This window comes from Parablautia muri, assembly GCF_009917485.1.
Lineage (GTDB): Bacteria > Bacillota > Clostridia > Lachnospirales > Lachnospiraceae > Suilimivivens > Suilimivivens muri.
The window spans coordinates 25,831-43,468 of record NZ_QZDT01000012.1 but is presented as its reverse complement, the minus strand read 5'-3'; the positions used below and the strand labels follow the sequence as shown (position 1 = coordinate 43,468).

The 17,638-nt window shown below is 44.0% G+C and carries 15 protein-coding genes; 4 read left to right on the top strand and 11 right to left on the bottom strand.

Annotated features, from left to right (window positions below):
• Positions 1–73: 73 nt before the first annotated feature.
• Positions 74–1,996, bottom strand: coding sequence for an ABC transporter substrate-binding protein (locus tag D5281_RS09045; RefSeq protein ID WP_160559842.1), 1,923 nt, complete (start codon positions 1,994–1,996; stop codon positions 74–76).
• A 552-nt stretch (positions 1,997–2,548) separates the two neighbouring features.
• Entirely contained in the window at positions 2,549–3,643 is a 1,095-nt protein-coding gene (locus tag D5281_RS09040; protein ID WP_160559841.1) for an SGNH/GDSL hydrolase family protein, read from the bottom strand.
• A gap of 339 nt (positions 3,644–3,982) precedes the next feature.
• On the opposite strand from D5281_RS09040, the gene arcC reads away from it, so the two are divergent.
• Positions 3,983–4,933: a carbamate kinase gene (arcC, locus tag D5281_RS09035; RefSeq protein ID WP_277935260.1), complete on the top strand. Its 951-nt coding sequence runs from the start codon at positions 3,983–3,985 to the stop codon at positions 4,931–4,933.
• A 132-nt stretch (positions 4,934–5,065) separates the two neighbouring features.
• Here arcC and D5281_RS09030 read toward each other — a convergent pair whose 3' ends face one another.
• The 4 genes from D5281_RS09030 to D5281_RS09015 form a co-directional block, all read right to left on the bottom strand.
• Positions 5,066–5,911 carry a hypothetical protein gene (locus D5281_RS09030; protein ID WP_160559840.1) on the bottom strand — a complete coding sequence of 282 codons (846 nt, stop codon included), beginning with the start codon at positions 5,909–5,911 and terminating at the stop codon, positions 5,066–5,068.
• Positions 5,905–6,606, bottom strand: a complete 702-nt coding sequence (locus tag D5281_RS09025; protein ID WP_160559839.1) for an ABC transporter ATP-binding protein — start codon at positions 6,604–6,606, stop codon at positions 5,905–5,907. Before D5281_RS09025 ends, D5281_RS09030 begins: the two co-directional genes overlap by 7 nt.
• Complete coding sequence (locus D5281_RS09020) at positions 6,603–6,971, bottom strand: GntR family transcriptional regulator (protein WP_160559838.1); 369 nt, start codon at positions 6,969–6,971, stop codon at positions 6,603–6,605. Before D5281_RS09020 ends, D5281_RS09025 begins: the two co-directional genes overlap by 4 nt.
• A 228-nt stretch (positions 6,972–7,199) precedes the next feature.
• Positions 7,200–7,649, bottom strand: a complete 450-nt coding sequence (locus tag D5281_RS09015; protein WP_160559837.1) for a signal peptidase II — start codon at positions 7,647–7,649, stop codon at positions 7,200–7,202.
• A gap of 229 nt (positions 7,650–7,878) precedes the next feature.
• Between D5281_RS09015 and D5281_RS09010 the strand changes: the two genes are divergently transcribed.
• Both D5281_RS09010 and D5281_RS09005 read left to right on the top strand, forming a co-directional pair.
• Positions 7,879–9,324, top strand: coding sequence for a hypothetical protein (locus tag D5281_RS09010; RefSeq protein ID WP_160559836.1), 1,446 nt, complete (start codon positions 7,879–7,881; stop codon positions 9,322–9,324).
• Positions 9,314–10,204 (top strand): TPM domain-containing protein, encoded by an 891-nt coding sequence (locus tag D5281_RS09005; RefSeq protein WP_160559835.1) that lies wholly within the window; start codon positions 9,314–9,316, stop codon positions 10,202–10,204. Before D5281_RS09010 ends, D5281_RS09005 begins: the two co-directional genes overlap by 11 nt.
• Here D5281_RS09005 and D5281_RS09000 read toward each other — a convergent pair.
• Positions 10,201–11,190, bottom strand: coding sequence for a glycoside hydrolase family 130 protein (locus D5281_RS09000; RefSeq protein WP_160559834.1), 990 nt, complete (start codon positions 11,188–11,190; stop codon positions 10,201–10,203). The genes D5281_RS09005 and D5281_RS09000 overlap by 4 nt on opposite strands.
• Positions 11,191–11,469: 279 nt before the next feature.
• Between D5281_RS09000 and D5281_RS08995 the strand changes: the two genes are divergently transcribed.
• Positions 11,470–13,041: an NAD(P)/FAD-dependent oxidoreductase gene (locus tag D5281_RS08995; protein WP_160559833.1), complete on the top strand. Its 1,572-nt coding sequence runs from the start codon at positions 11,470–11,472 to the stop codon at positions 13,039–13,041.
• 123 nt (positions 13,042–13,164) lie between these two features.
• Here D5281_RS08995 and D5281_RS08990 read toward each other — a convergent pair whose 3' ends face one another.
• The 4 genes from D5281_RS08990 to D5281_RS08975 all read right to left on the bottom strand — a co-directional run bounded on the left by D5281_RS08990 (position 13,165) and on the right by D5281_RS08975 (position 17,561).
• Positions 13,165–14,145 (bottom strand): radical SAM/SPASM domain-containing protein, encoded by a 981-nt coding sequence (locus D5281_RS08990; protein WP_160559832.1) that lies wholly within the window; start codon positions 14,143–14,145, stop codon positions 13,165–13,167.
• 113 nt (positions 14,146–14,258) lie between these two features.
• Positions 14,259–14,945, bottom strand: a complete 687-nt coding sequence (locus D5281_RS08985) for a DUF4956 domain-containing protein (protein ID WP_277935259.1) — start codon at positions 14,943–14,945, stop codon at positions 14,259–14,261.
• Between the two features lie 29 nt (positions 14,946–14,974).
• Positions 14,975–15,670, bottom strand: coding sequence for a polyphosphate polymerase domain-containing protein (locus tag D5281_RS08980; RefSeq protein ID WP_277935258.1), 696 nt, complete (start codon positions 15,668–15,670; stop codon positions 14,975–14,977).
• A 16-nt stretch (positions 15,671–15,686) separates the two neighbouring features.
• Positions 15,687–17,561 (bottom strand): CotH kinase family protein, encoded by a 1,875-nt coding sequence (locus D5281_RS08975; RefSeq protein WP_160559830.1) that lies wholly within the window; start codon positions 17,559–17,561, stop codon positions 15,687–15,689.
• Positions 17,562–17,638: the final 77 nt, after the last annotated feature.

The window sequence follows — 17,638 nt, the reverse complement described above, 5'->3', positions numbered from 1 at the left end:
CACAAGAAAGCTTATTGATAAAATCCGGCCGGAGAATCTGTCCCCGGCCGGTTCTTTAAATATTTCCTAAATCTTATTCAACCAGTGTCAGATTGTAGAGAGCTGCAATTCCATAACCATCTGTACAATCAGTAGGAGGAATATTGCTTCCGTCATCCTTCATAGGATATCCTGTCCACACGCTCTCATTTACTGCATAGAACAATTCCGGTCTGTACATCAGAGCAAAGGAAGGAACATCTGTCAGGTAAATCTCATTTAATCTTGTGTAGTATTCTTTTAAAGTAGCCTGATCTGTCTCCAGAGGAATCTTAGCAAGAATCTCATCTGCTTCGTCATTCCTGTAGTGACTCCAGTTACCATTCCAGTTAACTTCCAAGTCAGCGTACTGGCTGCTTAAGAACTGCATGCAGCGTCCCCAAGGGTTGGTAATAGATGAACCGGAAGGAGAATTCATACAAATTTCAAAAGAGCCTGTTGTGATATCATTGTAGAAAGTATTGGTATCCGGGAAATATGTCTGAATATCAATACCAATATTCTTAGCGGAAGATGCTACGATTTCAAGAGAAGCCATCCAGTCTGTCCATCCATCAGGGCATTCAGCCTTAAAGGAAAGAGGCTTGCCATTATATTCACGGATTCCATCGCCGTCAGAGTCAACGATACCTGCTTCATCAAGTAACGCATTTGCGCCATCAACATCATTTCCTGCGAACTGTAAATCTTTAACTGCTGCCTGATCATATAGAGCCTGCTCGCCGTCCGTAGGGTTCATAGTAGAACGAGGAACATCCTTAAAGGTAGGGGACTGATTGGACATAGCGGATGCAATAACCTGATCAAAATCCGTAGCCATTGCAATTGCTTTTCTAACTTCAGCCTGATCCAAACCTTCCACATCAACGTTCATCCAGCAGGAAGGCATGGTCGCACACTGTCCATAAGGAGGCTCGTCAATGTATGTAGTAATTGGAAGACCTTCTTCTTCCCATAATTTCTGTACGTCTGTGATAAACTGCTGGCAAACGTCAACTTCCCCTGCCGTAAGTGCAATCTGTCCCGCATTGTTATCTGCATAAATCACATGAGCAATATATTTAGGTGTCGGCAACTTGCCCCACATAGAAGCCGCCTGGCCCCAGTAATTCTCATCTCTGATAAATACAACCTTCTGGTCGTCATCATAGAAAGGCATATAAGGACCGGATGCAATCAAATCATCCATCTTGTCAAGTTTCATAGCTTCTTTATCGGAATCATTTCTTGCTTCAACGGTTTCAAGATATGCTTTCTGCATAATGTACATCTGCTGTAACAGCTGCTGAACCTTCAGGGGATTCGTAGGATTCCCTGCATCATCCAATGCACACTTGATTGCTACTGTGGTATCGTCTACTGCCGTAATGGATTCAATGTAGTTCGGAAAATCCACGCCCAGAGAAGACTCATACTTAACGTTACAGTCCCATGTGTAAGCAACGTCCTCTGCCGTAAGGGCAGAGCCATCACTCCAGTGTGCATCAGGATTCAAATTAATAGTCAGGCTGGTCATTGTATCATCATCCCAAGCCCAATCTGTAGCAAGTAAAGGATAAAGCTCGCCATCTAACATATTAAACATAAACAATGTTTCATAAATCAATGTACGGGAAGAATCCTTCTGCTGAATTGCCATTGCATTGTTGGAATTAGCTGAGAAGGGATTCCAGTCATTTATAGTTCCCCACTGCTGACCTGCAAAATATAAAGTTTCATTTCTCGGTGTGCTGTTTACATCACCTGAAGCTGTGCTGGTGTCTGCTGCATCGCCGGTATCCGCTGCATCTGCATCTCCTGCTGCGTCAGGCGCTTCCTCCTGCCCCGCTTCAGTACCGCTGCCTGACGTATCGCTGCTAGCCGGTTCGGAAGTTCCGCCGCCACAGCCTGCCAGTAAAGACACGGTCATAGCAAGAGTTGCAAAAAGCGCAACCAGTCTTTTACTACGTGCTTTCATAACTTTTCTACCTCCTGATTTGTTTTTTGAAAAATATAGTTTATTCTTACTAACAATTCTATATTCTTCGTACTCTTAAAAGAGTAGCACAAATGCACAAAAAAAGCAAGGTAAAATTTATTATTCTGTGAATTATGTTTAATTTATCAGTGAATGGAACTATTTTTGCATTGTCAATTATGTCCACCTCTCTTTTTGGGCAAAAAAAACACACTTTTCTGTCTGATAAGCGTGTAAAAAATTGACTAAAAGTCAAGATAATAAAATTATGATACATGCCTATGCCAACCCATTCTTTCCGTGAAAATCTCCACATTGATGTTTCGCGCCCACCCTCCATGATTCCGCTTTGCGGAATCTCAAATCGGTGCGGAGAATGCCCGTATTTTAGGCATTCTCCTGTGTGAGACTTAGTACTTCTCCACGAAACAGCCCCTGCTGTGAGTGGCTAGAAGTACTTCTCACACTAATCCCCATGCATATCGCAAGCCTGCTTGCGATACTGCTTAAAAAGAAGATTGATAAAATCAGCCATCAGGATGATTTTTCAATCTATTCCCATACATCATTTCCCAATCCATTGATGAACCCATGCAGCTCCAGAGCCATATTCATTGCCTCCTGTACCCGCACATGCCCCGGCGTTCCCCTTCCATTTTCTCCATACAGAAAATGCGCTATCCTGGAATCGTTTAATTCCGCGCACACTTTTCCAATGTTCCTGTCCCAGCCGGAATGATGCGCCCGTATGGTAGTCGTCAGAATAATCCACGCTTTTGGGTACAAACGCCGCAGGGATAATATCCATTGCTTATAACGCTCCCTCCATACCTTAGCTTTTTCTCCTTTGTCATCTTCCTTCATAATATCCTCCGGCCAGGCATCATTCTGTCCCACAGCCACCACCACCACATGGGGCGTATAACGGTGAAAATCCCACTCTGCCGGTTCTGCATTTTCTCCTTCTTTCCCGACAAACCCCACCTTCGTATAACAGCTTTCCATTCCCCTTTTACCTTCCATAAAATATCCGGCGCCGTCTTGAAAAGCAATTCCGTTTTGCGCCACCAGGTGCACCCGGGCATGGAGCATGCGGGCCGCTGCCCAGGCATAGGAAAAATATGCATTGGAAAGCTCTCCCCTATGGTCCGGGTCCGGCTTACCACAATATCCTATTGCCTCTGATGCCTCGCCTGCGGTTACGCCATCCCCATAAAATTCCATCTTTTTTCTGGGAAGGGCCGCCCCTTTTATCACCCTGCTGCCATATTCCAAAAGGAATCCCAAAAAGGCGTACTCATGGCTGTGGTCCATCCGTTTAAAAAAGGTGATCATATGTTCCTCACCCTTTTCCAGATTTTCTGCTAAAGTCAGTACCACCGGCTCTCCATCCTTTTCAATCTTCCTTTTCGCCTGCTCCTGATCCAGCAGCACTCCTACCCAGGGATCATTGTAAAAGCTCTTATTCACCACCACAGCCTTCACATAAGAAGATCCTGTAAACTTCATGCGCACAAAGCTGCCCGGCATGGTAAATACGGGCGCGCCTACGTCCCTGTCATCAATCCTGCCGCAGTATTGCAAATCATCGCAAATTGGTTCCACCAGCCGTTCTTTTTCCTTGTCCCAGTCATTCCATTTTTCCATTTTCCTCTTAATCCTCCTGCATTCACATTATTGAAGTATTTCATATGGTGGCACTAACCATAACTACGGCGACACTATATTCAGGTGATTTTAAACTTGGGGTAGGTATGAATTTTCAAATGCACTCCACGCCTTGAGAAGATCGCCTCACAATTATTACTTCTATTATACTCCTCCGAATACCTTCTACACAACTGTTACCTTTCCTCCATTTCTCATATGCTGTACAAATCCCCCCTCTTTTGATATACTATTTTTGTGCTTTATTATAATTATAAGCTGAAACTAATGCTTGCCGCATAAATACAAAAATCTATTCCATAGAAAGGTTTATCAATCATGAATCCAATGACAAGTCATAAGAAAAAAGCAGTGGTTTCCCTTGGGCATAATGCCTTAGGCCACACCACCACCCAGCAGCGGGACGCTGTCAAGGTTACCGCCAGAACACTGGCAGATTTGGTGGAGGCAGGCTATCAGCTTACCATCACCCACAGCAACGGCCCCCAGATCAGCATGATTCACAAGGCTATGACAGAGCTGCGCCGTCTTTATATTGATTACACGCCGGCGCCCATGTGCGTCTGCAGTGCCATGAGTCAGGGCTATGTGGGCTACGATATCCAAAATTCCCTGAAAGCTGAACTCTTAAGCCGGGGAATCAGTAAAACCGTTTCTACCATTTTAACCCAGGTAACGGTGGACCCTTATGATGATGCCTTTTATGAACCCACCAAGCTGATTGGACGAAATATGTCATCCGATGACGCTGAAATAGAAATCAAGAAAGGCAATTATGTGCAGGAGATACCCGGTAAAGGTTTTCGCCGAATCATTGCCGCACCTAAGCCTATCGACATTGTGGAAATTGAGGCCATCCGCACACTTTCTGAGGCCGGTCAGATCGTCATTGCCTGCGGCGGCGGCGGTATCCCTGTCATGGAACAAAAGCATACCTTAAAAGGGGCCTCGGCTGTTATTGAAAAGGACGCCATTGCAGGGAAACTTGCCGGCGACCTTATGGCCGACCAGCTCATCATCCTGACCAGTGTCCCTAATGTTTACAGAAATTTTGGAACGCCTGAGCAAAAGAACATTTCATCCCTTACCATAACCGAAGCCAAAAGAATGATTGACGAAGGACAGTTTGGCAAAGGTACTATGCTCCCAAAAATCGAAGCCGCCATCTCTTATCTTACCGTAAATAAAGAAGGCAGCGTGTTGATTACTTCCCTTGAAGCAGCAGCCGATGCCTTAAAAGGAAAAGCAGGTTCTCTAATCACTGCCTAGAGCGTGTCTGAAAAATGCTCTGGCGCTCCGCCAACGTACTATATGAAAGGCAGAGTCCGCATCCACGCAAAACTCTGCCTTAATTTTACCTCATAATTTCGTTTCATAAACCAATCTGCTTATATCTTTGCCCTACTCTAATTCAAGCTTATGACGGATCAAATACTCGCTCATAAAATACAGCCCTATCCCCAATACCAGCGACACACCTGCCACCAGGAAATAAAAAGATGTCAAAATCGGGAAAGGCGACTGTGCACCATATGCGCTGTCGTAATAAGATGAATCCATCATTTTCACCATCATAGGAATCATAATTACCGTACTGAAAATCTGAACAATAATAGTCAGCCCAAAATAAGCGCCTACCGCTCCCAGTATTCTATGCTTGCGTACCATCTGGCCTAAAGTAATCGCGCCGATCAACATCATGCTATTGCTAAACGCTCCTATCAGCACCACAAGCAGTCCTCCAATACAAAATCCTTCAAATCCGTCCATATAAGGAGATTTTAATACTTCCGGCCAGGCTCTGATTGTTTCCATAAGCTCTCTGGTAAAACTGCTGTCCTTAGGCGCCAATGACAATATCATAATTGCAAAAAAGACAAATATACTGATCACCACCGCCAGCATTGCAATCAGATTCCACGCACTCATGGTAATCGTTTTGTTTAAAAGAAGCTGTCGGGCGGTTACCGGCAGAGTATGGGTTAAATATCCCTCGTCCGTAAACATATTTTTGTAATACCGTACCGCAAAATAAATCATAATTCCCACAGTCACCGCTATTATTGCAAAATAAAACATACAAATTAACATTATTCCCGAAAGCGGAAGTCCAACCCACTCGCTGTCCCATATAGGCAGAGCAAAGGTAAGCCCGGCCATCACTGCGGTGATCATCAGTATCGCAATCAAAAGCATCGGCACCTTCCAAACTGCTTTCCATTCATGTTTTAACAGTTTCCCTAACATGCAAACACCTCCCTGAAATATGCATCTACCGACTTTCCTCTGCATTCCCGGATATTTTCCACTGTATCCTGAAGTATCACTCTCCCATTTCGGATAAATATAACTTCATCCAATACCTTCTCAATATCGGAAATTAAATGAGTTGATAAAAGTACGGTGGCATTTTCATTATAATTGGTAATAATCGTCCGTAAAATATAATCCCTTGCTGCCGGATCCACGCCTGCTATCGGTTCATCCAAAACATATAGCTGCGCCTCCCGGCTCATCACCATGATAAGCTGCACCTTTTCCTTAGTTCCCTTAGACAATGTCTTTAACTTGGCGTTTTCACTGATGTTTAAGTTAGACAGCATCTGCCTTGCCCGCTCCGGGCGAAAGTCCTGATAAAAGTCACAGAAAAAACGAATCAGCTCATCAACGCGCATATTATTATGGAAATAGGTCCGCTCCGGCAGGTAAGAAATCCAGTTCTTCGTCTGTGGCCCGGGCCTGTGCCCATTCATCAGCACTTCTCCCTCCGTAGCTTCCAGCAAACCGTTCATCAGCTTAATCAACGTAGTCTTTCCGCTTCCATTAGGCCCTAAAAGCCCGATAATCTTTCCTCTGGGTATGGTAAGATTCATATGGTCTAACGCTATCTTTTTCTTCTCATAAATCTTGGTAAGATTGATTACTTCTACCAGTGCATTCATGCGTCTTCCCCTCCCATTCTCTCAAAAAGTTCCACTACTTCCTTTTTGCTAAATCCTAATTCCTTCATTTTATCAATAAACTCACTTACCTGCTCTCTGGCAAGCTTATTGCGGGTCGTTTGAATCATATCCATGTCCTCCGTTACCATCCTGCCACTTGTTCTCTGGGTTACCACTAATCCGTTTCTCTCCAGCTCGGCCAATGCCTTTTGCATTGTATTGGGATTTACGCCTGCCTCTGCCGCTAAATCCCGCACACTCGGTATCTTCTCCCCTGGACGGTACCGGCCTGAGATAATACGAAGCTGTATCACATCAAGGATTTGGGCATAAATAGGACGATCCGAATTTAAATTCCACGCCATGCATATCTTCCTTTCTTTGTATTATTGTATTACTTAATTAATACAATAACGCAATAGAGACACTTTGTCAAGACTTATTTTTATAAACGTAAAAAAGACCGTAACCGTTCAGCCTTCGGCTTCACTGTTACCAAATCTAACTGTTGCAAAAGGCCGCTGCCAATGTTTTCACAGGTTCACCGCCGTCCCCTCCTGGCTATGTTGCTGCCTGACCTGCGGAAAAACAGTTTATTGCTTCTCCCAGCCGATCACGCTCAGCAGCGCTCCCACCATTATGCAGAAATCACTTATGTTAAAAATTACCTTCCGAAGGCCAAATGGCACATTAAAACTCACATAATCCACTACATATTTCCGCACAAGCCTGTCATAGGTATTACTATAAGCACCTCCCAGCAAGAAAGTAAGCCCCCACTTCAAAAGCCCTTTTCCTGCATTTCCAAGCGTTGCCAAAAACAAAACCGTAAGTGCTGCTGTCAGACAAACGGACAGCCTCACAACCACTTTCCGCCTATCCTGCCCTGCATTCAAAAAAGCCCCTCTGTTATGATGCTTCCTTATCAGCAAAAAGCCTCCGCACTTCTCCTTCGTCCTCCCTTCCTCCATCCTCTCCTCTATATCATTTTTCACCTTCCACTCCGCTCCGAAAATTCCCAAAATCACAAAAAAATACCTCATGTCCATTCCTCCTGCCTGCCACATATGATCCATGCTGGCATAATCTCTTGATTCCTTAAATTACATCATACAATAATACACTGTTTCCCACAATCACGACTGTAATATTTTTCCCTGTTTACTTTTCCCTTTCCCCACTATAAAATATGATTGAAAGTACAAACTGCACGGGCATTTCCATATATTCCGTTGAATCGGGCATGCCCCATACATAAAGGAGGAAAATCTCTTGTACGAATGTCCAAACTGTGGGGGGAACCTAAAATTCGATATCCCCACCCAACAACTCAAGTGCGAACACTGCCTTACCTTAAAAGACCCTTACGAAGTGACCAAAGACAGGGATGCCGAAGAAAGCAATGTTTTTGATGCAACCATATTCACCTGTCCCCAATGCGGTGGTGAAATTCTAAGCACAGACACATCTGCTGCCGAATTTTGCAGCTTCTGCGGCGCCTCCACTATTTTAGACAGCCGCATCAGCAGAGAATTACGCCCCACCCGCATCATCCCCTTTCAGCAGACAAAGGATGCCTGCAAGAGCGCATTTATCGCTCACATAAAGCGCTCTCCCTTTGCCCCAAACGACTTAAAGGATGAAAAGCACATCGAAAGCTTTCGCGGGATTTACATGCCTTACTGGTCTTATAATATTTCCCAGCAAGGAGCCGTTAACCTCACGGCGGAAAAATCCTACCGTAGAGGAAATTACCTCTATACGGACCGCTATGCCCTAAGTGGCAGCATAGATGCCCAATACCATAACCTGTCCTATGACGCGTCCTCCTCCTTTGCAGACAACATCAGTGAGCAGATTGCTCCTTTTGATACCAAGATGCAAATAGATTTTGCGCCCTCTTTCCTCAGCGGCTTTTACGCGGATACTGCTGATGTAGACAGCAGTATCTATGAAAATGACGCCAGGGCTCTTGCCAACGATGCCAGCTACAAGGAAATCAAAAGGGTACCCTCTTTCTCCGGCCTTTCCTTTAAAAACAGCGGTCCTTTAGATGAGATGCTGGGCACCAAATGCCCCACCCCAAGACGTGTCATGTATCCGGTCTGGTTTATGTCCTACCGCAAAGGCGACCGTATCGCCTACGCTACCGTTAACGGTCAAACCGGCAAAGTTGCAGCGGATATTCCTGTGGATACCAAAAAATACATCATTGCTTGCCTCATAATGGCAATACCGATTTTTATATTCCTAAATTTATTTTTTACTATCTCACCAAAAATAACACTTATATGTTCTATGATCTTGGCAGCCGCTACCTTTTTTATTTACCTGTCGGAGATTGTAAAAATATATCACAGGGACAAAAAGGATGACGACCGGGGCTACCTGTTCCAGCAAACCTTCAATTCATCCACCGACTTGGGAAATCAGACAAAAGCCTCGAAGGCTCCGGCCATGAAAAAGCTCCCACAAGGTTCCGGCTTTGAAGGGGGCAAAACGCCAGTCGGTATTATCGGCTCATTGGCCGCCATGATTGCCGCTATCTTTGTCTGTGTATGGAACCCTGTATCGGATATTTGGTATTACGGCAGTACAATCCTTATCTTCCTTGGCATTTTATTTACAATCACAGGAATCATACGCAAATATAACATACTGACTACCAGAAAGCTTCCGCAGTTTGAAAGAAAGGGAGGGGACGATAATGCTTTTTAAAACAGAACCTGCTTATAACACTTATCCTAACGTATTCATAAGGTATATAAAATTTATAAAGCAGGTGAACGCCTGCAAAAACAGCTCCAAAAAAAGAGTGCTTCTGGCAGGCATAATTATCTTTTTATTATTCGGCCTTAACTCCTTAAAGGCGCAGGCTGCTATCTCCTCCGCCAATGCTCCGGAAACAGAACTATGGGAAAATACGGAAACCGGCTACTGCGTTATTTTAGAGGATGATGCCGCTTTGCTTAGCCAGTCCGAGAAAGAACAGCTTTCTTTGGAAATGCAGGCTATTACGGACTATGGAAATGTAATTTTTAAATCAATTGATTACAACCCATACTCCACCTCCTATTTTGCCGAAGATTTTTATCATGAGCGCATCGGCACAAACAGCGGCTGCCTTTTTCTGATTGACATGGACAACCGTGAAATTTATATCTTCAGCGATGGCGCCGTTTATAAAACCATCACCTCCTCCTATGCTGACACCATCACTGACAATGTATACCGCTACGCATCAAAAGCCGATTATTTCAGCTGCGCTCTGAGAGCCTTTGCCCAGATCCATACCCTTTTATCCGGGCAAAAAATAGCGCAGCCTATGAAGTACATAAGCAATCTCCTGCTTGCCCTCATATTAGCTGCGCTCATCAACTATTTTGTTGTAAGAATATCATCCGGCACCGCCAAACCATCTGACAGAGAACTTTTACAATCAGCTTCCACCAGATTTGCCTTCACCAACCCTCAAATGAAGTTAACCCACCAGTCCAAGGTGTACAGTCCTCCCAGCAACAGCAGTGGCGGTGGTGGAAGCCGCAGTGGTGGCGGAGGCGGCGGCCGAAGCGGCGGGGGCGGCGGCCATAGGTTTTAAATACTTGTTACCATACAGTCCATCAAGTTTTCTACCGTGGTAAAGGCCAGTCCCGTTACGGTATCCGCACATCCATAATAGATGGCAATTCTTCCTGTTGCGGCATCTGTCAGTGCCGCGCAGGGGAATACCACATTAGGCACATCTCCTACACATTCGTATAATTCGTGAGGCCCTAAAATATAATCTTTCGTTCTCTTTTTTACCTTCCAGGGTTCCTCCAAATCCAACAGAGCGCATCCCATCCTGTAAACGAATCCATTACAGGTATTAATCACGCCATGGTAGAGCAAAATCCAACCCTCCTGCGTCTCAATGGGCACACTGCCGGCTCCAATTTTGGTACTCTGCCAAGCCGATGCATCTCCCTTGACAGTTCCCATCACATAACGATGGCATCCCCAATATTTCAGGTCAGGGCTTTCACTTAAGAAAATATCTCCAAAAGGCGTATGCCCATTGTCACTGGGACGGCTGAGCATATAATAGTTACCGTTTATTTTTCTGGGAAACAGCACACCGTTCCTGTTAAAGGGCAGAAATGCATTTTCCAACTGATAAAAAGTCTTAAAATCAAAGGTATATCCCACTCCAATTGTCGGATATCCATGGTACCCATTGCACCAAGTCACATAATACCTGTCCTCAATAAAGCAAACCCTGGGGTCATACCGGTAATCCCGCTTTGCCACCTCCGGATGCGCCCCCTCAAACTTAACCGGTTCATCTGAAATATCCCAATTGATACCGTCACTACTAAATCCTGGAAAAATATCCATACTAATCGACTTACTGTCACAGCGGAACACCCCTGCAAAGCCGTCCCCAAAGGGCACTACCGCGCTGTTAAAAATACTGTTTGAATTTTTGGTAGCAAACCTTTCAATAATCGGATTCGCATCATAACGCCATACCGGCAGCTTTTCATTACCTTTCGGCTCCTGCCATGGCATATTCGGCAAAGCCTTACCTACAATCTTTGTCATTTTTTCCTCCATTCTTTTTTCTATATGAGACTATTTCCAGAAACACCCTGTAAGGCCATCGCCTACAGGAATCATTATCTCAAATTATAGACGATTTCCCGCCATGCGTCAAACCTTCCTGATATTCATATAATTTTTATTACCGTTACCTTGTTACTTTCCACTGCGCAATTTCACCCAACTGTAAAGTAGACACTTTTTTTAAACTATGATACAATGTTATAATATATATGAGAATTACAGACATTGAGTATACACAGGAAAGGTGGATTCAGCAGCATGAAAAAAGCGCTTGTCATAGGTGCAGGCCCCGCAGGCTTGACCGCAGCTTATGAACTCCTGACAAAATCAAAAGATATTGAGGTTGTCGTGTTCGAAGAAAGCGATTGTTTTGGAGGCATTTCCAAGACTGTAAATTATAAAGGTAATCGTATGGATATGGGTGGACATCGCTTTTTCTCCAAAATCCCGGAGGTAAACGCCTGGTGGGACAAGATGCTTCCCATGCAAGGCGCCCCTACCTATGATGACATCCTTCTAAACCGTTCCATGCCCCTGCATGAGGGAGGCCCGGATCCTGAAAAGGAAGACAAGGTAATGCTGACACGCCACCGCGTGTCCAGAATTTACTTTGGCTCCAAATTTTATGATTATCCCATCTCCCTAAAGTTTGAAACTTTAAGGGATTTTGGCTTTATCACCACCATGCAGGTTGGTTTCAGCTACCTTGCCGCCCTACTTCACAAACGGCCGGATGATAATCTTGAAAATTTTTATATTAACCGCTATGGCCGCAAGCTCTATTCCATGTTCTTTGAATATTACACGGAAAACCTGTGGGGACGACATCCCAGCGAGATTGACGCTTCCTGGGGCGCACAGCGTACTAAGGGCTTATCTATTATGGCAATCATTAAGGATGTCGTTGAAAGGAAATTAAAAAGGAAAAACCGCAAGGTGGAAACCTCTCTGATAGAAGAATTTAAATACCCCAAGCTTGGCCCTGGTCAGTTATGGGATGTTACTGCTGCCGAAATAGAAGATTTAGGCGGAACTATCATCAAAAATGCAAGGGTAACAAAACTCAACAAAAAAAATAACGTTATCACCTCCCTCACCTATGAAAAGGGCGGCCACGAGTACACTATGTTTGGCGACTATTTCATCTCCTCCATGCCGGTGAAGGATTTAGTGGCAGGTATGAATGATGTTCCCTCCGAGCCTGCCAGAATTGCGGCCGGGCTTCCTTATCGGGATTATATGACCCTGGGTGTGTTGGTGCCCAAAATCAACCTGGTAAATAAAACCAATATCAAAACCATTGCCAATATCGTTCCTGACTGCTGGGTGTATGTTCAGGACAGAACCGTAAAGCTGGGCAGATTCCAGATTTACAACAACTGGTCTCCATACATGATTAAGGATTTACAGCACACCGTATGGATTGGTCTGGAATACTTCGTAAATGAAGGCGATAAATTCTGGAATATGACAGAAAAAGAATTTTCCAAAATAGGCGTGGAAGAAATGATTAAGCTTGGTCTGATTGATAACGCTGAATGCGTTTTAGATACTCATATGGAAAAGGTGAAAAAAGCTTATCCTGCTTACTTTGATACCTATGACGAAATTGACACTCTGGTAGCTTATCTAAGCTCTATCGAGAATCTTTACTGTGTAGGACGTAATGGCCAGCACCGCTACAACAACATTGACCACTCCATGGTCACATCCTTTGAGGCTGTAAAAAATATTCTAAGCGGCACCACGGACAAGACCAATATCTGGAACGTCAACACCGAAAAAGAATATCACGAGGAAGGCGTTCAAAATGAAGCTGAAGTAGATTAATCCTCCATGTTTCCAATAGCCCTCAAATTTGGGCGTAAGCACAAATTTGTAGGCATTTTTCCGGGTGAAAAGAAGTTCTTAGCGAAACAGCCTCTGCTGTGCGCTTTAGAACTTCTTTTCACCCTATTTTCTAAACAGGGATTGTCTTGCCCCATGGTTAGCGGCTCTGTTTTTCAGCGTATCATCCACCACATCCATACGCAGGCCTGCGTCAATAAAATCACAATACTTACAAAAGCTGTAATCTCCGCGCCCTTTCCTGATTGCCTGGCGGAGCTTTTTGTATTCTTCACTGTTCCATGCTTCCTTTAAAGGTGTTACCCTAAGGTCTGCCAGCGCAGTCACTTCAAAATTATCACAGCAGCAAATGCCCATTCTTCCATCTGGGAATATGAACATATCCGTATAAGGCATCAGGCAAGTTTCCTTGATCACCTTTTGGTCATTCTGTTTATTAGGAGCGCTTCCTGCACGGTTGGTCAGCACTGCGTCCATATAACGCATCTGAAAAAGCAATTCCACATCCTTAAATTCCTCCTGATGCGTTCTTGCATAATCATAAATTTCTTTTATATTATCATGCAGCTTCATATCCCGGCAGTAATTGTTAATAATGAACTGATCTAAATAAGGAACCATCTCCTTTACCTTATCCACCGTAAGCAGCAGTCCGTTGGTAGAAAGGAAGATAAAGCAGTCCGGAAGCTGTTCCCTGCAATACTTATGAAATTCCACCACCCTGGTATCCAAAAAAGGTTCATTGTTCCCATACAGGGTCAGGTGCCCCTTGTAGCCCCAATCCCGCAGCTGGTCAATAATGCTATAAAAAAGCGCCTCCTCCATCCGCTTATAGGGACGCTTCTCCGCATTCTTATTTGCCGTACAGAAAGAGCAGGTACTGTTGCAACGGTTAATCGTCTCCAAGTTTACCACCAGTGGCATAGGAGCTTCCTCACTCTGAAGGAAATATTCAATATACTTTTCCTGCAATTTGTTTCTGGTAAGAAACTGTAATTTTAAGTAGCTTTCTGACGACAGCTTAGGAAATTTCTTCTGCAGATTCCACCCCAGCGCACCGCCAAAATTATGATATTTAACTGACATTTCTGCCTCCTTCTATACTTATTTTTATTTTTCTCATACTAACATTGATTTGAACTACCGTCAAGCACGCATCCTAGCGTCCTCTCATCCATATAAACCAGATAAAAAAGTAACTAAAAAGCAACCTCCCCGTCATGAGACACCAGCGAAACGCTCTCCACTCCTTCCAGCTTTTGAACAGCCTGTATCATTTCATATTCCTTAGAGGCCCTGACCTCCACAACTAAATTACATCTGCCCGCGGTAACATTTCTGGATTTTACCTTATGATATTTACAATACTCTGAAACCTTACCCATAAAAAGCGGCTCTTTTTCCAAATCCTGCAAATTTGCCACCAAAATCATTGGCGCCCGTCCTATCGGCAGCCTGTCCAGGATAAGCACCAGCACCGTAAGCACCAAAGAAAGCACCATCGCAATCTCCGTCATATGGGCGCCGCAGCATATGCCCACCGCAATTGACCAAAACAAAAAGCACAAATCCATAGGCTCCTTGATTGCAGTACGAAAACGCACAATCGAAAGAGCGCCCACCATTCCCAGCGAGATCACAATACTGGATTGCACCGCCAGAATAATTCCTGCCGTAATCACTGCAATTGCCGCCAGCGAGATATTAAAATTCTTAGAATAAAAAGTTTTTTTCGTGATAAGCCTGTACACTACGAAAATATAACACGCTATAATTGCCGTGATCAAAAGCACCGCCGTTATATGGGGTACGCTAACCCCATCGGTCGTGTAAGACGCCAAAAAATCTCTTTTAAATATATCTGAAAAACCCATCTTAGTATCCATATTCCTTTCTCTTGCTAAAAGTAAATTGTTTACATTCCAAACTTTCTACAAAGATAATACTTTGAAAATGTACTGGCACTCAGTCCATCAAGCTGTAAAAGGCTGTATATCTCATCAGGCAGAAAACTGTCAAACTTCACTTCCATAAGTGCCTGCCCTGCCGTCAAAACGCCCCTTCCATATATCCTTTCGTCCAAAAATGAACTGACATCGTTTACCGATGTAATGTTGCTGTCAAAAGTAACCCTTACATTCGCATCCTCTCTCCTGTATAGATAGGGAACCCTGTCATAATCTACAATAACTGCCGGCTTCATGAGCCGCACTGCCATCAGGTATGCCAGCTTATGCAGCACTTGCTGCTGCGGCTTTATATCATCCGGAATCATACCATCCATCAGCTTTCTGCACTGTGCCAGCGTAATCGGACAGGTTCGCTTGCTGGTTTTCCCGCGAATTTTTTGCTTTAATTCCAGCGTAATTCTTTCCGCGCTGTGGTTATAAATCCGTATCCTGTATTTTTCCCTGTTATCCACACCGTTTTCATTATCCATGTAACAGCTATTATCATAATCGTCAAAATACAGACTTCTTATGTTATAAAATCCTGCTTCACCCACATGCGCATCCTTTTGGGCAACTGCACTTATTTTAGCATTTTCTATCAGTATTTGTCCATGCATTAATGGGTATTTGTATTCATGTCTATAATGTATTTCATCCAAAATAGTGTTTATCCTCCTACTGCCCTGTAACACCCTCCAGCACACAATCCTCCCATAGGATAGTGCCATCAGAAATTTTTTCTCCTGTTTTCCTGTCCACATACGCACAAAGTGACCCATTTTCATCCTTAAACTGAGGAAGGCCCTGTAAAGGTTTTCCTTTCTCCACCCAGTAATAAATCGTCTGATTATAATCCTGGTTCAAAAAGGGGAAATCATTCCGTACCTCCACAATACAAAATTCCTTATGTTCTATCCACAGCTTATCCAAAAAGTCTTTCTTTTGTGTCAAAAAATCCTTTACCATCTGGACATGGCTTTTTAGCTGCGTATAATCCTTATAGTCACACGCCCGCGGAATTACAAGATCTTCTGGCAGTGCAAACATCCACCCCAGTCTTTTTTCATGCCATCTGAAAGCATCTAAATCTGCGCAGCGCTCTATTTCCTCCATATAACTTTCGATTTTTACATTTAATATTTCCTCTAAATTTCCACGAAAAACGCTTTTATACTTTTCTTCCACCACTGCCCTGAACTGTTCATTTTGATATAAAGCGGCGAACCAGCGGTTTTGGTTGGCATTTCCTTCCGGTCTGGTCTGCTCAATGGATGCCACAAGCGCCACCGGATTTTTAAACATAGCCGTATTGACATTTCCCATAGTTCCGTCAAAATCCCACACCGGACCGGCATACAAAAGGGAGTCTTCTTTCTGAGGTGCATAAGCAAACTGGCTGGCAATTCCCGTGTCATGATCCCCGGATATTTCTTGCACAAGAAAGGCTTCCGCCCAGGATTCTAAATCAATTAATTCTCCTAATTCTTTTCCGCTCAGGGTACTGATACCATCCTTCGCGCTAAGAGCGCTTTCTATATCGTTTAACCTGCTGCAAATCCTATCTTTTTCCACCTCCGAAATGCCCGTGTCGGTATGAATTGCAAAAATCTGCCCTCTGTCCGTTACCACATAAGGGGTATCTTCCTCCAGTCGAAAATCAAGCTCCATCTCCAAAAACCAACTCTCCTTTGGCTCTATTTCAACACGATTTTCCGCAATCCCTACTGCCTGCGTCAAAAGATAGAGGCCCTGATAGCCGCCATTTAAATAAACCTCCACAAATTCTCCCTCAGGCTCATAGGCCGAAATACTCTCGTTCGCTAAGTCCAGCGTCAGCTTATTCCGCAGATAAGAACCGTCCGTGGCATTCGCCAGCAAGTTCCACTTAATACCAGGTGTCATACCACATAATCCAATTGGCGTACGAAAGGAAAAGGTAAGAGGCTTCTTGTCCAAAGCAGCGGTAAGATTCCCTCTTACCTTAAGCTTTTCAAGGCTCTCCCTGCAGACAACATTCCCCCCTTCATCCACCATAACCAGACTGCCGGTTTCAATATATTTTTTGTGATCAAATTCTTCCATACGCAGCAAATCTTCCTGTGCCTGCACCGTAAACAAAAGGGCAGGCACCTTTTCAGAAACAAGTACCCTAAACCCTTTGTCCCCATATGTTCCGCCAAAAGGACTAAGCAGCTCAAGCCTGTGCATTTCCTCTCTGCCATCCTCCGTAAAAAAGTCGCCGTCCCTATAGGAAACATTATCTATTTTGACGGAGCCTTTTCTGTCCTCATACCGAAGTACAAATTCTTCTCTTTTTTCCGCAAATAAAGACGGCAGAAAGAGATAGTATGTCCCTGTTTCCGCATCCTCCCACAATCCAAACCTTATTGTCTCGCCATTAAGGCTATACTCAAAAAACAAACTGTCTATTATCTCCTTTTCATGATCGGTCCTCATGTAGGAGCCTGCCAAAAGTACTGTCAGCATCAGGCAGGCAGATAAAATCATAAAAATGCGTATTTTGTTTTCAAAGCTTATCCTGCTATGCATACAGCCGCTCCGCCTTCCAAATTTGCTCCACTTATTATAAAATATACATAGCTAAAAAACAACCTCCTCTAAGCACG

Excerpts from the sequence above, each read along its gene's own strand:
- D5281_RS09045 (WP_160559842.1), bottom strand. The coding sequence starts at position 1,996 with ATGAAAGCACGTAGTAAAAGACTGGTTGCGCTTTTTGCAACTCTTGCT.
- D5281_RS09040 (WP_160559841.1), bottom strand. The coding sequence starts at position 3,643 with ATGGAAAAATGGAATGACTGGGACAAGGAAAAAGAACGGCTGGTGGAA.
- arcC (WP_277935260.1), top strand. The coding sequence starts at position 3,983 with ATGAATCCAATGACAAGTCATAAGAAAAAAGCAGTGGTTTCCCTTGGG.
- D5281_RS09030 (WP_160559840.1), bottom strand. The coding sequence starts at position 5,911 with ATGTTAGGGAAACTGTTAAAACATGAATGGAAAGCAGTTTGGAAGGTG.
- D5281_RS09025 (WP_160559839.1), bottom strand. The coding sequence starts at position 6,606 with ATGAATGCACTGGTAGAAGTAATCAATCTTACCAAGATTTATGAGAAG.
- D5281_RS09020 (WP_160559838.1), bottom strand. The coding sequence starts at position 6,971 with ATGGCGTGGAATTTAAATTCGGATCGTCCTATTTATGCCCAAATCCTT.
- D5281_RS09015 (WP_160559837.1), bottom strand. The coding sequence starts at position 7,649 with ATGAGGTATTTTTTTGTGATTTTGGGAATTTTCGGAGCGGAGTGGAAG.
- D5281_RS09005 (WP_160559835.1), top strand. The coding sequence starts at position 9,314 with ATGCTTTTTAAAACAGAACCTGCTTATAACACTTATCCTAACGTATTC.
- D5281_RS09000 (WP_160559834.1), bottom strand. The coding sequence starts at position 11,190 with ATGACAAAGATTGTAGGTAAGGCTTTGCCGAATATGCCATGGCAGGAG.
- D5281_RS08995 (WP_160559833.1), top strand. The coding sequence starts at position 11,470 with ATGAAAAAAGCGCTTGTCATAGGTGCAGGCCCCGCAGGCTTGACCGCA.
- D5281_RS08990 (WP_160559832.1), bottom strand. The coding sequence starts at position 14,145 with ATGTCAGTTAAATATCATAATTTTGGCGGTGCGCTGGGGTGGAATCTG.
- D5281_RS08985 (WP_277935259.1), bottom strand. The coding sequence starts at position 14,945 with ATGGATACTAAGATGGGTTTTTCAGATATATTTAAAAGAGATTTTTTG.
- D5281_RS08975 (WP_160559830.1), bottom strand. The coding sequence starts at position 17,561 with ATGCATAGCAGGATAAGCTTTGAAAACAAAATACGCATTTTTATGATT.